This window comes from Gottfriedia luciferensis, from assembly GCF_001712755.1.
Classification (GTDB): Bacteria; Bacillota; Bacilli; order Bacillales; family Bacillaceae_G; genus Gottfriedia; species Gottfriedia luciferensis_B.
The window spans coordinates 17,157-33,453 of sequence record NZ_MDKC01000006.1 but is presented as its reverse complement, the minus strand read 5'-3'; the positions used below and the strand labels follow the sequence as shown (position 1 = coordinate 33,453).

The window sequence follows — 16,297 nt, the reverse complement described above, 5'->3', positions numbered from 1 at the left end:
AATGAAAATGTGGAAACCATCTTCGAAATCATAACGTTATATGATGGTTTATCGAGTGAGTATCTTGAATTTAAGATAAAAACTTTAGTAAGTTTTATTGTCATAACCTTCTTCATTTAATGTTTCTTTTACTTTATAAAACTAATGAGGAGTAAATTTAATGGAATTAAGGGAAATAGAATACTTTTTGGCTATTTGTGATGAATTACATTTTACAAGAGCAGCAGAAAAATTAGGAATATCACAACCTGCTTTAAGCCGTCAAATGAGAGCCCTTGAAGATAAATTAGGAGTTCGTTTATTTGATCGCTTAGGTAAAAAAATTGCTATTACTGAAGCGGGAAAAATTTTAAAAGAAGAATCCGATAAAATATTTTCCAATATAGAATTTATCTATGAACAAATTGGAGAGCTTCAAAAAGTAAAAAGAGGAAAATTGGTTGTTGGAGTAATGTCTGGGGAGTTAAGTAAGTTGGCTTCTCTAGTATTCTTAGAGCTTCACAGAATGCATCCTTATTTACAAATGAAGATCATTAAGTTAGATAATATTGAAGAAAAAGTTATTCAAAATGAAATCGATATAGCTTTGACACTCTTGCCTTTAGAGAATGAACAGTTAAAAAGTATCCCTTTATATAATGAAGAATTATATTTAGCAGTTTCTTTTGACCATCATTGGGCAAAAAGGGATATTGTTGAATTTGAAGAAATCAAAGATATTCCACTTGTTTTATGTCCAAATAACTACAATTGCCGAAAATTTATTAATGAAGTCGCTACGTCTAAGGGATTTGACATTCAACCAATCATAGAATTAAATGATGCTCATTCTATTTTAAGTATCGTGAAAGCTGGTATTGGAGCTACTATACTTCCCAATGCTCTTCTCGCTTCGGCGAATACTGAATCACTTAAAGTTATTAAAATAGTAAATCCTATAATTAGTAAGGAAGTTGCTATTGTACATCACAAAGAAAAGTATATTGGCGCTGCAGCTAGAAATTTCATAGACTTGTTGCTTTCACTTTTGAATGAAAAAGGTCTTTATGTAGGAGATACTGAAGATTCCTTAATAAAATCCTGACAGCTTATACAAAAAAACATTCCCCACTTCATGAAGTAAGGAATGTTTTTTTTAATGAAGTTTCTTACTGTTGATGTTTAGGTAATTTTAATCGCTGAACACTGCCACCTTGTGTACCGACAAACAAATATTCCTCGTCTGGAGAAAGTTGAAGTGTTATAGCATTTCTATTTTCGAGATCCTTGGAAAGATTTGTCCAAGTTTTTCCTCCATCCACACTTTTTAACACACCTCGACCTCCTTTAAGTAGTCCTGATTCATAAAAAGAACCTGAGGCTGCATAAACAGTATTATGCTGAGTAGGTGAAACGATAATATCATTTACATACATGTTGAGTTCAGCGGTACCCGCACCTTTTGCCATTTCTAAAGTTTTTCCACCGTCACTACTAATATATAGATGGTTTCCTCCGAGTATTAGATGGCTTGGATTGTGTGAATCAATTGCAATACTGCTTATAGGAACGTTTTGAATTTTTTCAAATGTCTGACCCATATCTTTAGACAAGAATAGACCATCGTTTCCACCTGCCCAAATCCTGTTTGGATCATGAGGATCAGCGGATGTTAAAGCTGTAAATTTGTGTTCCTGCTTAATCTTTTTCCAAGTCTCTCCAGCGTCTTTACTAATATAGATTCCTAATTCATTAGTTCCTGGAATTGTATAAGAAATAACGATTTGCTTGGAGTCGGCCGGGTTAATCAGCATAGCAGTTGGGACTCCAATATCTACAAATTTTTGATCCCATTTTTCTCCGCCATCTTTACTTTGATATACATTCATAGTCCCAATCGCACTATAGCGTATTTTGTAAACTACATTCAATTCTGTTGGAGAAGTAGCAATTTTAAACACTTGCTCTCCAAATCTACCTTCACCTTCCGCAGCACCCCATTCTGAATCAATCTTGTTTTGAAGAGGTAATGCTGTCATGTATGTGTTGGAGTCAGTTCCAGCAAGTAACTGATATCCTTTAGAATTCCGTGTAATAGCCAAGTCATAAACCGTTGCCCCAGGAATACCGATTCGTTTATATGATTCACCTTTATCCTGAGTTCCATATATCCCTGCTTGTTCAGAAGATACATAAATTGGTCGGATACCTTTAGGAGAAGATTTACCACCTAACTCAAAATCGATTTCGAATGAGTTATACCCAGGAAGAGGTTTTTTCCATGTTTCCCAAGTTTTTCCTTTATCGTGACTAACCAATATTCCATCATAGGCTGTCCCTACATAAATATCACCCTCAAGAATTTCTAAACGAGATACATTATTAAATGGTAGATCGGAGTGTGTTAGTTCCTTCCAATCTTTCCCATTATTATATGAAGCATACAATCCACCACCGAAAGTACTAGTAACTAAGAGATTTCCATCTCCTACAATCTCTTTTGTAGTTCTATAAGGAAATGGAGGCTGATACAATAGTTCAGATGTAGCTGAACCAGAGAATACATCTTTAAATACGTAAAGCCCTTCATAACCTGCTGAAATATATAAGTTGTTATTTAGTAGTTTAGCTTTAGTAAGCATTCCCCACCAACCAGGTAGCTGCACCCAATTTAATCCTCTGTCCGTGCTGACATATACTTCATTCCTCGAAATAGCAATCAACTTTTGTCCACTATTATCAATTTGTAAATCAGATATTTCTATATCCGGAAAAGATAATGTCTTCCATGATTTTCCTCCGTCTTGGCTGGCTACTATTTTACCAGTATAAGTTAGATCATTGTATTTTGAATTAATTGCCACATATATATTTTTTTCATCTGTTGGATCAACCACTAGATTAGTTGCTACTCCTCCAGCTACAGGGAAATTTCGATACTCATGCCAAGTTTCTGCCTTATCTTCAGTACGGAATAAAGATAAAGTAGATGAAGGTAAAACTGTCATGTTCTTAGCATTTTTCAAATCAATATTCATCAGTCCTGCATTAGAGTATGGCCCAATAGAATTCCAGGATGAAACGTTTTCATTTTCTTTTGGTAATTTTTCCAAAAAGCTAGAACCTATTATTGTTGAATCATCATTTGCAGAATTTTTGACGATCGTACTTGCATCAATTCGATATATTCCTACTTCATTTGTTGGAACATTCGCTTTCCACCAACGGTCATGATCTAATACAGCTTCAACTTCAATTGTTTTCCCTCTTGGAGTATGTACTGTGACATTAGGAGCTTGTGTTAGATTAACCGGGCTGTAAATATAGGCTGTTGTGTCTTTTACTGTTGATCCAACAGGATCCGGTGATGCAGTAATTTTAAAATGTCTTGCAATTAACTTGTATGGCACGCGTATATGCTGCGATCCTTTTACAGATTGGATATTACCTTCTACCCAACCTGAGATATTCGTATCTTGATCCGGACGTTTTAAATTAATATTCAACCCAACATTTACCTGTTGACCTGAATTAATATGAATATGTGAAGGGTTCACAGTTACTTTAGCTCCGGATTTTATATCCTCTTTAATGGAGAAATCCATATCAACGGCTACATCTCCTGGATTATTTAAAGTTAATGATGCGTTTCTATTAATCTCCGAGTCTTTTAAATCAGCTAATCCTAAATTTAATACATTAGGAGAGGCTATTACATTGGTATCCGCTGCCGCCTTTACATCAAGTCTTCCTGTCCCTTGTGTAAGCACATCATATGATGCTAGTGGTTTAGCAGTCTCTTTTAATGCGCCTGAAATTTCACTAGCATTCCATGACGGCTTAAGTTGTTTCAGAAGTGCAGCTGCACCCGCCACATGAGGAGCAGCCATACTTGTCCCGCTTAATCTTGTATAACCTGAATCATTACTATCTGTCTTGATGTAGGTCGAATTAATTTCGACGCCTGGAGCAACTAAATCAGGTTTAGCCCGTAATTCAGAATCACCGCGTGAACTAAAGTTTGCAATTTGATCCGTTATGTCTTTGCCTGAAATCGTAATTTTAACAGGTCCTTTTGTCAAATATGACTTTAATTCACCAGCTTTTGTTCCATCAATTTTCATAGCAACTAACGATTCTAACTGGCCGTCTTCAGTAGAACCTGTCATGAATTGATGTTGTGTTTGTAACTCTTCATAGGAGTTGGATGTATATTGACTTGGAAGTGTATCCCCTAATTTAAAAACGGGTCCAACTTGCTCGGGTTGGAAAAAGATCGCAGCGGCTGCCCCTTTTTCTTGTGCAGTAATCGCTTCTGTACGTCCATCTGAACCTAGTGGTAGTTGAATTAAGACAATCTTTCCTTTTACATCTAACCCGTTATAATTTTCGGTTCCACCATCACCAACATCTATCAAATCACTTGTAATTGCTGTTTCAGGTGGATTAGCGGTAAACCCAAGGCGAGTTACAGATAAATTCTCGTCAATTGGTGCTACCATCTTCGCGTCAGGTACTTTGATACCACTTACACTTGCACCGACAGCAAGTACACCTTCAGCCATTGCTGGGGCACCAATAGTACCATATCCAGGTCCTGCATTTCCTGCTGCAGCGACGACAACCACACCGGCATCAACAGCATTTTGAGCAGCTTGTGAGATTGGATCATTTCCATCACCAGGTCCACTTAAGCTCATATTAATGACATCAGCCGGAAATGGATTGTCCGGTGAAATAGCCGCTTCAATTCCTGCAATAATATTAGATGTAGTTCCTGATCCGTTATTATCTAAGACTTTATAGGCTGTGATAGAGGCGTCAGGTGCCACACCTGTCAATTTCCCATGCGCAGCAATGATGCCTGCGACATGGGTACCATGTCCATAGTCATCCATAGGATCATTATCATTGTTGACAAAATCATATCCACCAACTACTTTATGCCCTGGACCAAACGCTCCGCCAAGGTCAGGATGATCATAGTCTACACCTGTGTCAATCACAGCGACTGTGACACCTTTTCCAGTAACTTCTTGATTATTCTGGTCATGCTTAGACCAAACATCAGGAGCACCAATCAATGGGACACTATTGGTTAAGTCTGAGTGATATTGCTGATCCTGATAAACAGCCTTTACACCTGGAAGTAAACGTAGGTCATTCACTTTACTTTTTGGTACTTGTAATGAAACTCCATTGAATGTGAACGTATAGTCGTTAGTCTTTTTGAATGGAATCATTTTTTCCTTTATTTCGTCTAACACTTTCCCATGTGACTGTTTTAAACTTTCAATTTGATCTTTTAACTTCCTTTCTGTTGTCCTGGATAAAGATCCTATATGATCTGATTTCTGCATAATTTGAGTCGCAGGGGTATCTTCCATTTCAACTATAACGCGTGTCATCGCATCATCTAGATTAGTCTCTTGTGCCCTACCAATTTTAGGTTCAAAAGTAAATTGGGAATTTAGGACTAATAAAGCTGAAGCAAAAATACAAGTTGAAGTTCCTACATTAAACGACCTAGTTCTTTTTTTCATCGATTGCATCACCTCTAACAAAAAATTCATTTTAGGATAGCGGAATTAAACCTATAAAAATAGGGGAATTTAGACTATTTAAAATGTTAAGATAATTATATAGTGATATATTTTTATGGTAAATGACATTATCGTTATCATAATGATTCATTTTAGTTATCAATAAAAAAGAATGGCAATAAAATTATTTCGGTAAAACAAAAAACCTACTCCGATACAGGAATAGGTTTAAAGACTGCTAGTTTTATTTGATAAATCCAGAATTAATTACTCATATTATTAATAACATTATTTGGATTATATATCGAATAATGATCCACTACAATTTGTTTTTTTAATGGAAAAACAAATTTAAGCTTCTTTGATCCAATTGAATAAGTAAGTATTTTTTCCTTATTTGAGGTAGTAACTTCTGAACTAGGTGAACCAAAATAATTTTTTATATTATTAATAGATAAAGATTTTAATTGAGGATCAAAAGAGCGTAATTCAAATATTAAATGGCCTTTTTGGTAACCAACAACTACATTTCTCTTTGTGTATGTGTTGTATGTTCCTTTAGCGGCCGCCACATATACACTACTGTCCTCTTTTCCCCATTTTTCTCTTACCTGGTCAATATTGGAATTCATTACATTAAATTCTGCATTGATTATTTTTCCTTCATTAGCCTTCGTCGAAATATTTTTCAAAAGTAAGTACTGCTTATTACTAGTCTCATTGTTATAAGTAACAGCTTTCTTAATTTGTTTATTTAAAGTTGTAACATTGACAGGTTGAACTTTATTATTGTTAAGTTTATATTTTTGTTTTAAAGATAGAATTTTATAGACACTTTTATTTATTGTGTCTTCTGATATTTTATGATTTTCAACTGCTGTATAGATGCTATTGTAGATGGTTTTAACATTTTCATTTCCATGTCCTATCAAAATAATATTACTACCGGCATTAATAGAGGTAACTGCTGCGTTACTTAAGTTATAGTGTTTAGCTATAGCGCCCATTGACATGTCATCAGTTATGACTACCCCATTATATCCATATTGTTTTCGTAAAAGATCTGTTATCACTGACTTTGACATAGATGCTGGATACTTAGAGTCTACTTTTTTTACTAATATATGGGCCACCATCACCATATCCGCATGATTTTTGATTGCATGATTGAATGGAACTAACTCAAATTTTTTTAAACTTGATAAGTCTTTATTCACTATAGGGAGTGCTAAATGAGAATCTACTGAAGTATCCCCATGCCCAGGGAAATGTTTAATGACAGGAATTGTGTTTCCTTTATGTATTCCATCCATCATTCCCTCACCAATACTTGAAACGATAGTTGAATTTGTACCAAACGAACGATCTCCAATTACTGTATTTTTAGGATTACTTTGTATATCGAAAACTGGTGAAAAATCAGTATTGAATCCAAAAGATGATAGCTCTTTTGAAATCATATTACCTATATTATATGCGTATTGCATATTATTTTTATTTCCAATCGTTCTTGCAGAAGGTGTATTTAAAACTACTGAAGGCATTCGATTTACCCTACCACCTTCTTGATCGACAGCGATAAATAATGGTACCTTGTTATTTTTATTGTAAGTTTTTATTCCATTTGTTAAATTAACTAACTGACTTGGACTTTTTATATTAGTTCCAAATAGTATTACGCCGCCTAATTTATAATTTTTTAAAAGAGTATCTGCATTACTTGATGTTGTTCCGTCAAAACCAGCGATCATCATTTGTCCGATTTTTTCTTTAAGAGTTAATTTATTTAGTTCATCAAGTATTGGATCAGATTTTGAAACATTTACAGTGCTCTTTATATTAGATACTGTATTATTATTTACAGTGGTCACATTGTTATTAATTTTAGATATTGTATTATTATTATTTTCAGTGGCTACATTGTTCTTTATTTTAGATATTGTATTTTCATGGTTTTTAATAACTGTATTATCATTTTTATTTGCTTTAACTTCAATACAACCAGATAATAATATGAAACTACTAATAGCAATCACCGATAATTTTTTAATATTGTTTTTCAAAGTTTCACCTCTAAATTTTTTTCATATGTTAATATTGTTTTCGAAAAAATAATAGATATGTTTTAAAACTATAAACAATTAATAACAAATATACTGATTTAATCTAAGTTTAATATTAAGTAGTAGTTACGAGGTTTTTCTTATACCGGTTAAAATCACTAATTTTTAAAAACTGTCTGACAGAGAATATAATTACAAAACAGTTGATAACGAATGTAAGTATTAAATCGGAAATAAGAGACCGATATTCTTTTTAAACAACATTTGAGAATATTCATTCTTAAATTATTATTAAAAGTCTATTTTTAAGTACAATTAATACTTCCTCACCACCTCTTGTTTACATTTATAACATATTAAGAATGAACGGTAAACAATTATTCTTTACCGTTCATTCTTTTATGTGAACTTCGAAAATACAATATCTTGAATGCAAGGATAAGATTAATACTGATTAACTATCTAGTCAATGACATTTACCAATTTAAAATAGAAAGTAATAATATTACTAACGAATTGAAATAATATTTACACTTTTTTTACTTTAGATTATTTTTAACTAATCCCCTCACTCAACTATATTTTAGTTTTACGATAGTTATGTGAAGGGATTATCTCCATAATAAATGAAACAAATAGAAATTCTTTATTCTTTTTCTTCTCGATCAATGACTGTAATCTTTACTTTAATAGTCCCAAGAGAATTGGACGCAAGTGGAAATTTATTATTTTTTTTAATTGATTTCCAGGATTTATAGTTATTTCTAAACAGTTCTTCTTCTAAATGGAATACATCTAAATCTTTACTTAATCCTTTCAAATACGTCTTACGGATTTCCTTTTTAATTTCATTTTCTGCTTTATTTTGTAGTACTCTATTACTGATTTTGGAATTTAACTGAGATACAGATGCATGTGCTTTAATACTCATTTTAAATTTTGGAACACCTGATTTGTTAACTTTTGACTGAATCTTTATATTTGGCTTCTCAATTGGAAGCAATGCTTTAAGTTTTCCGTTTTTTTCATTTAAAGAGAGAGGCGTCATCACAGTATTCTGATCAGTCCAACGTAAACCTATTAAATCGTCTTTTGAAATCCATTGTGTTTTTTTGGCATTCTGAAACACAAAAGCTCCATTTACATTCATCATCGGCATTTTTTTGGCATCTTTTTTCCACAATTCTTCATTTACCCCAAGTGTTGGAACGATAATTGATGAACTAGGTTCATTATAAAGTCCGGCGAATTCCACCATTTTCATCGGTGAAATGATTGAATGTTCTTCATAATTTTCATTAGGTAAATGTAATAAGCTCATAATTGGTGAATTTGGTAACATTGGTTGCACTGCAAAAATTTTATCAATTGGTTCTTTTGTTGTATAAAGCCAAGGTGTAAGTCTTGCATCTATAAACCTTTCAAATGTATCTAATGATTCGTCTATTTGTTCTTTACCCAAAGCAGATTCCTTAAACACAACCGAACTAATTTGACCAAAGATTGTCCCTTGTTGGATGCTATTATACAAGTCGTTCCAGGCCAGTGAAAATGTTGTTCCTTTCCCTTTACCAACCCAAATGTTAGGGCCTTCTGCTCCACTACTTCCTTGCTCAGATTTACCAATTGTTGTAAAATCTAATACTTGTACATATAAAACATATTCATTATTTACATAATCTACACCAAGAGCCGAGACAAATGTTACTTGATTTATTTGTTTTTGGTCCCAACAACCGGCTAAAAGTAAGATTGGAACAATTAGTAAAATAAGCTTCAGCTTCAATTTGATTCTTCTCCTTGTTTTCGTCCATGTTTCGTATATAAAAATTTTGGTGTTTTTCTCATAAATGGTTTGGGCAATTGAAAAATATCTTTAAGGTAGTCACTATCAATTGGATTTTTAAATGCCGACATGATTGATACTCCGAAAGATTTTAAAGTTGAGAGATAGATTAATATTAAAAAAAGAGCAAGCATTAAACCCGGCAACCCTAATATACACCCCATAATAATACATAAACCTCTCATTAAAATAACGGCACTTCCAAAAGACTGGTTTACAATTAAGAATTGAGCCATCAGTGTAATTGCAACAACGACAACTACATTCGGAGAAGCAAGTCCTGATCGAATCATTGTATCTCCTACTATTAACCCTCCTACCACTGTAACAGTTTGACCTGTTGATTTTGGCAAGCGCAAACCTGCCTCACGAAGTAATTCAAAAAGAATGACCAATAAAATTAACTCCATCCCTGGAGAAAATGGTATACCAATACAATTTAATGCAATTGTTGCAAGTGCTGGAAAAGGAATCTGGTCTAAATGATATGTAGTCATTGCAATGTAAAAACCAGGAAGTAATACTGAAAGTAACAATCCCATATATCTTAGTATCCTTTGAAGTGTAACAAAGTAATAAGGCATGTACATATCTTCAGCAGATTTTAGTAATAAATTTATATTAATTGGAGCAATCAATGCAGCTGGAGCACCATCTATTAAGATACAAAATCGTCCTCTTTGGAGTGATTCGATGATCATATCTGGTCTTGTACTATATGTTAAAGATGGAATAATTGTATATGGCGAGTCTGATAGTAATTCTTCAAGAGGAGAAACTCCATTTAGTATTTCTACTTCAACTGACTTAAGTCTCTTTCTTGCTTCAGCGATAATATTCTCATTTATTACATCTGATAGATAAAGTAAAGAAACGCTAGTTTGACTTCGTGTACCAATCTTAAATAATTCATTACATAAAGTGTTACTAGGTATTCTTTTTCGAAGTAATGCCACATTTGTTTCTAGAGATTCTGTAAAACCATCACGAGCACCTTTAATTGAAACTTCGTAAGTTGATTCCTCAGTTTGACGTTGTGGAATATTTGATATATTGACAGAAAAAATTTCATTTGTATTTTCAAATATTAAAATTAATTCACCAGAAAAAACTTTTAGAGTGATTTGTTGTTCAGTATCCTTTTCACTACTATTTAACGGTATTAGTTGTAAAGTATTATTTTGCAGATTAGGTAATACAAACTGGTTCATATGTATGGTATCAATCATTCCGCTAGAATAGACAAAAAGCACACGTTTATTTCTCGGATTATTATTTAAGTGATGTACTTTTATTTGCACATCTGCACAATTTTTGAAAAGTTTTCTTATTTTTTGTTCATTTACTTTAGATATGGGACTCATCCCCTTTTAGATTCACCTTAATTTTCAAGACAAAGAGTACTATTAAAATTGATATTAAAAAGATAACAGGTACAAATATAGGTACATAATTATGTTTCATAAATGAATGGAGTTTTAAATCCGTTACTGGTATACATACGGCTACTAATAACACAAAACTTAAAGCCCAAAACATTTTTTTTAACCTGCTTTTTGATCTAATATTTAAAATATCTACAAATATGTATATAGTTAAGGATATTCTTATAAAGGAACATGACATAAATTGAAAAACAGAGAAAAAGTCTACGTGTTGAATAAAATGACCAATTCCTAGAAGGCGCCATTGCTCATAAACGGGGTAGCGCATTTTTTCTGATAATTGAGGACCAAATAATGAAATTGAATAAAACAATGGGAAAATTGAAGATATTAACATCAAAATTCCTAAAAAGAATATTTGCCAAAATCTTATTTCCTTGTTAATTCGATGCTGAATTAATAATAAAAACAAAAGTTCGATATATCCTCCAGCAATAAAAAAGCTACCTTTAAAAATTGGATTCCAACCATTCTGTAACATCGGTTTCATCCAATTTATATGCATAAATTGGATATTGGCTCCATTAAGAAAAAAATCAAAAATTAGAATAAAAGGAATAAAAAATACTGATATGACAGCAATGGATGATAATCCTGCATAAGCACAATAAGTGCAGATCATTAATAAACATACTTCAATTACAATTGTAGGTGTTTTCGGTAAATAGATTACTGTGATCCAATATGAAATGGACTTTAAAGTAATGTATGTATTTATCAATAAAAAAGCTAATAATGGAATGACTATTATAGAAAAGGCTAAATTTCCATAGTTCTGTTTTATCAGTAGGGTGACAGATTTTTGTTTCGTTTTTCTCATGATGTAATATAAAATACAAAGCCAGACTAAAAGAAATGGGAGAGCTATAACTACTGATAACCAAGCATCTCTTCCGGCTATGTCAAGTAATGCTGAAATCATTATAAAATGGTTCATAAATAAACTGGAAAGTAGTACGAGGATTAATGCTGCACTTATGAAAATTTTTTCATTATTCATAATTCGAGCAAGACCTCCTTCTCTACTAGTAAATTATTGTATAAACATGTTTATATTTTCCATTGAATGAACAGCTTATTCATTAAAAAATACAGCTATTACACACCAATAACAGTGGTAAAAGCTGCATTAGAAAAAAACTGCCCCGATTTGGATACAGGTTTAAAATAAGATAACTTGCCCTTATAATTATTTTGATAAAAACAATTTAGTATTTTATATGATAATGATTAAGAAATTAGATAATATAAAAGTAATATATAATAGTAGGAATTAGCAATATTCCCCATAAAAATACCCCGTAATTATTGCTAACTTACGGGGGTGGGGTGAACATAAAAACCAGACTATTTTTTATCTTAAAGGTATAGTTTATCTAAACATCAATTATACAAACTATTCTTTAAGGTTTAACGATAACAGGAACAATAATTTTAAATCCATCATATTCCGCAATTATTACTGCGGCTCCTTCAGACTTCGTTAAGATTTTATGATCAGCGGTCACTTCCGCTACTTCCGGATTGGAACTAGTATATTTGACATCAGCTGTAACATCATTTATCGTCCCATCGCTTGACATAGCATTAATAATTATCTCATTTTTTGAACCTGCTGAATTTACGATATAACCAGGTGCAGAACTTATCCCTCTAGTAAATGTAGGATACTTTGCTACAACTTCAACATCAATTGTGGTTGACATTCCAAAAACAGTAGCAGTAATTGTCGTTTTTCCAACAGAGTGAGCGATGAGATGTCCATCAGCAGAAATCGATGCAACTGATTCGTCCGCCACCGTCAATTTTGCTTTGCTATTAAGATTATAACAATCACAATTTCCATCTCTGCGAGGATGGCCAAAAGATCCATTAATTGAGACGTCAGTAGACTTATTAGGTTCTAACATAATATTACTAGTTGTCCATCTATCGTTTTCAGCCCAATATAAATTTACAGGCTTAGTGTTTCTTACCCAAATAGCATCTCTCATATTTCCATAAATGAACCAGATGTATGCTTCACCAGTGCCGACCCATGTAATGACCCCGTTCTGGTCAACAGTTGCTACATTTTCGTCGGAAGATTCCCATTTCCCTTCTGTATCAACCTGAACGATATTATGATCTGTATATTCAGCAAACGCGTTCGCATCAATAGTTCCTGATTCAGGGTGTAATATCATTCCATTTTGCGTACCAGTTATCGCATCTATTATAGATCCTGATTCAGGCTGTAATACCATCCCCGTGCTAACAATTCCTACTAAATTTACTGGTCCAGCTTTATCTTGTACTTTTACTGGAATTTTAATAGTAGAGAAACCTGCAATTGTTGCACTAACCGTCGTTTTTCCAGTATTCATTCCAATAAACTTCCCGTCTTTAACACTTACAACTGAAGGGTTCTCTGTTGTCCACTGGATTGAATTCGATATCTCCCTTTGAGTTCCATCATTGTATTGAGCAAAAACATGTACTGGATAAAGCTTATCTTTTTGGACAACAACATCCAATGAGGAAACGAGTAAAGATTCAATTTTTAAATCTTTAATTGATGCATCATTCCCAGAATGAATTGAAACATTCAAGATTTTTGTGCTTGTGCCATAATCGATCAGTACTTGTGTTGTTCCTGGTGCTACTGCTGTAAGAACACCATTCTTAACTGTAACTTTGTCTGGGTCTAATGAAGTGAATCCTGTGTCTGATGTAACGTCAGTTGTTGAACCATCCTTATATTTTGCTTTTACCGTGAACGAATGCGTGTGCTCAGATAAACTAAAGGAGATGTCATTTTCACTAGGAATCAGATCAACAATTTTATTTACAAAATCTTTAGAAGGTTCATTTGAAACGATAATTGGAACCTGCCTTGAGTTACCTGAGCTATTTACTGTAATATTTGTTGTACCAGTGCCTACAGCAGTAAGAAGCCCATCCTTATTTACCTTAACAACATCAGGATTTGACGATTTATATGTCGCAAATGAAGTTGAATTTAACGTTGTTTTGTCTGAATAGTTCGTTTTTACTTCTAACTGCAGTTGTTGATGTAATACCATATTTTTCATATCTGGTGAAACAGAAATTGATTCAGGGAGTGGAGCCCTCTTCTGATTGACACTATCTTTGACTGCTACAGGGATATCTAAAGTAAAACGACCACCATAATAGATAGCATGCATTTCAGTTGTTCCACTCAATTGACCAATAACCTTAGGTGCACCACCAAATTCTCGCTGAGTGGAAGCTACTTTGGAATTGTCGGAGTAAAATTCAACTGAACCTGAGACATCCTCAATTCTCCCATCACTGTATATTGCATTTATTGTAATAGGCGTTTCCTCACCTGTTCCTAAAGTAAGGTTTGATTGAGAAGCTGCTAAACCAATAACTCTTGGAGTAGCAAGTTTATTAGTAACATTTACTTCAATCTTAACTGGAGGAAGAACATCCGATCGATATGAAGCTGTCACAATTGTTTTACCTGTCTTACGTGCATTGATATATCCTGAATTAGTAACCGTTGCAATACTGTTATCATCGACGGTCCATTTGACATCATAAGGATTTACATTTTCATTTAAATTAATACCACCTTCTGATATTCCATTAGTGAATACTTCGGTTAAATTAACAGGCCAATTTTGATTTGGCAATAATTCAACTGTAGGTTCATCAGTTACAAGCTTTGTAGGCTTAACAACATTAACTTGTACAGCACCAACCAACTTATCATATTTAAAATAGATATATGCTTGGCCTATTCCAACTGGGGTAATCTGACCATCTTTACTTACGGTAGCAACATTACGATTTGTCGTTGTCCAACTACCTGAAGAAGTAACATCTTTCCATGTATATGCTCCATTCCCCCAGGTGTTCTTTATATTGGCATTTACTTGAACCGGCTTATCAGAGGTTTCTAGCCTAAACATGTCAGCCGAAAGGTACAGCTCATCACCATGAGGAATACCTCTTATCGAAGCAAAGAAGTTTATTACTGGAAAATTTGCGTAAGTTACTTTCATTGCAACATTCCCATTTGATAACCCTTTTAATGCACCTTTTTCAACCGATGCAATTGAAGGATCTTGTGATTCCCATTTAGCTAATTTCGTTACATCTTCCGTCGACCCATCGTTATAAAGCGCTTTCAAAGCGATCGGACGCTCTTGCCCTTCATCTATGTATGTAATTTGCTGCGCTTCTAAAACAAGTGATACAATTTTTTTACTTTCTGAAGTAGCTGACAATTGGTTTAAAACTTGTGCACTTTTCTTAATATTTACTTCAACGTTTAAAACTGCATTACCAAGACTAAATTGTACATTTGTAGACCCAACATTTACTGCTGTTAGTCTTCCAGTTTCAACAGTTACAACTTTTTCATTTACGGATGTCCATTTTCCTTCTGCTGTTACATCTGCTTTACTACCATCCTTATATTCTGCTTCAATCTTTAGATCGTGATGACCTTGATTCAGTGAGAGTGAAACTGTTGATTCACTTGGAATGAGTTTTACAATCTCCTTCGATTGTGGATCCTTTCTTAACTTTACTGACTCTTTTGTTGAGGCAAAAGCTAAACTACTAAATAGAGACAGAAATAAAGTTAGTACGAGTGTTAATGAAGTAATCCGTTTTGTCATCATTGTTCTCATTTGTTAACCTCCATAATTTTTTATATTGAACAATCTGTAAATTCAGATTGATAATATCCTCCTTCTATTCATTGCCTTTAGTAAATCGTTTTCTTAATCCTCTTTTAGGTCGTATAAAACTAGTCATAATTTAATATGTAATCCAACAGTTCAAGATAAGATAAATTACATTTTAGGATAACGGGATTAAAAAATAATTTTAATCAAAAAATTAGGACTATTTAAAATGTTAACTTTATTATATGGTGATATATTTTTGGGGTAAATGACATTCTAGTTATCAAAATGATTCATTTCAGTTATTAATAAATAGGATTGGAAATCAAAAGTATGGCATGAAAATAATAAAAAAATTAAAAAAACCTGCTCCGATTTGAGAACAGGTTATTTATAGGATAAATGAACGTTTTAATTACTAATATTATTCTTACATATCAAAATTTGATTAACTTAATGGTTTTCACTAGAATAGCAATATTTTTTGAAGTAACATATTTGTTTCGTAAATAAACGACATAAATATGTTACTTGCCTTTATATATCAACGTTTTTTAATAATTAAGAGTAAACACATTTGTGTCGGTACACAACCATTTACAAATATTCGTTATTTATATATTTATATAATCAATTGAAGCAATAAACTTGTGAAGTAATTAAATTCGTGTCGTAAAAACCTAGAGAGGATATATATTTATGTCGAAGTTATCTTTAAAGTAATCTTATTTTTGGCGTTAATATTTTCAGGTAATCA

7 protein-coding genes are annotated in these 16,297 nt (G+C 33.0%); 1 reads left to right on the top strand and 6 read right to left on the bottom strand.

What is annotated here, in order from left to right; translation table 11 throughout:
* The first annotated feature begins 160 nt into the window (after positions 1-160).
* Positions 161-1,084, top strand: coding sequence for a LysR family transcriptional regulator (locus BED47_RS07030; RefSeq protein ID WP_025568472.1), 924 nt, complete (start codon positions 161-163; stop codon positions 1,082-1,084).
* A 64-nt stretch (positions 1,085-1,148) separates the two neighbouring features.
* On the opposite strand, the gene BED47_RS07025 is transcribed toward BED47_RS07030, so the two are convergent.
* From BED47_RS07025 to BED47_RS07000, 6 genes are all read right to left on the bottom strand, one after another.
* Positions 1,149-5,522, bottom strand: a complete 4,374-nt coding sequence (locus BED47_RS07025) for a S8 family serine peptidase (protein ID WP_069033062.1) — start codon at positions 5,520-5,522, stop codon at positions 1,149-1,151.
* 263 nt (positions 5,523-5,785) lie between these two features.
* Positions 5,786-7,585 (bottom strand): beta-N-acetylhexosaminidase, encoded by a 1,800-nt coding sequence (gene nagZ, locus BED47_RS07020; RefSeq protein ID WP_025568470.1) that lies wholly within the window; start codon positions 7,583-7,585, stop codon positions 5,786-5,788.
* 646 nt (positions 7,586-8,231) lie between these two features.
* Positions 8,232-9,371 carry a Ger(x)C family spore germination protein gene (locus tag BED47_RS07015; RefSeq protein WP_069033061.1) on the bottom strand — a complete coding sequence of 380 codons (1,140 nt, stop codon included), beginning with the start codon at positions 9,369-9,371 and terminating at the stop codon, positions 8,232-8,234.
* Positions 9,368-10,795 (bottom strand): spore germination protein, encoded by a 1,428-nt coding sequence (locus BED47_RS07010; protein WP_025569214.1) that lies wholly within the window; start codon positions 10,793-10,795, stop codon positions 9,368-9,370. Before BED47_RS07010 ends, BED47_RS07015 begins: the two co-directional genes overlap by 4 nt.
* The gene (locus tag BED47_RS07005) at positions 10,779-11,876 is read right to left on the bottom strand and encodes a GerAB/ArcD/ProY family transporter (protein ID WP_069033060.1); all 1,098 of its coding nucleotides are present in this window, start codon (positions 11,874-11,876) and stop codon (positions 10,779-10,781) included. The genes BED47_RS07010 and BED47_RS07005 overlap by 17 nt, the downstream gene beginning before the upstream one ends.
* Before the next feature lie 403 nt (positions 11,877-12,279).
* Positions 12,280-15,543 (bottom strand): Ig-like domain-containing protein, encoded by a 3,264-nt coding sequence (locus BED47_RS07000; protein ID WP_069033059.1) that lies wholly within the window; start codon positions 15,541-15,543, stop codon positions 12,280-12,282.
* Positions 15,544-16,297: the final 754 nt, after the last annotated feature.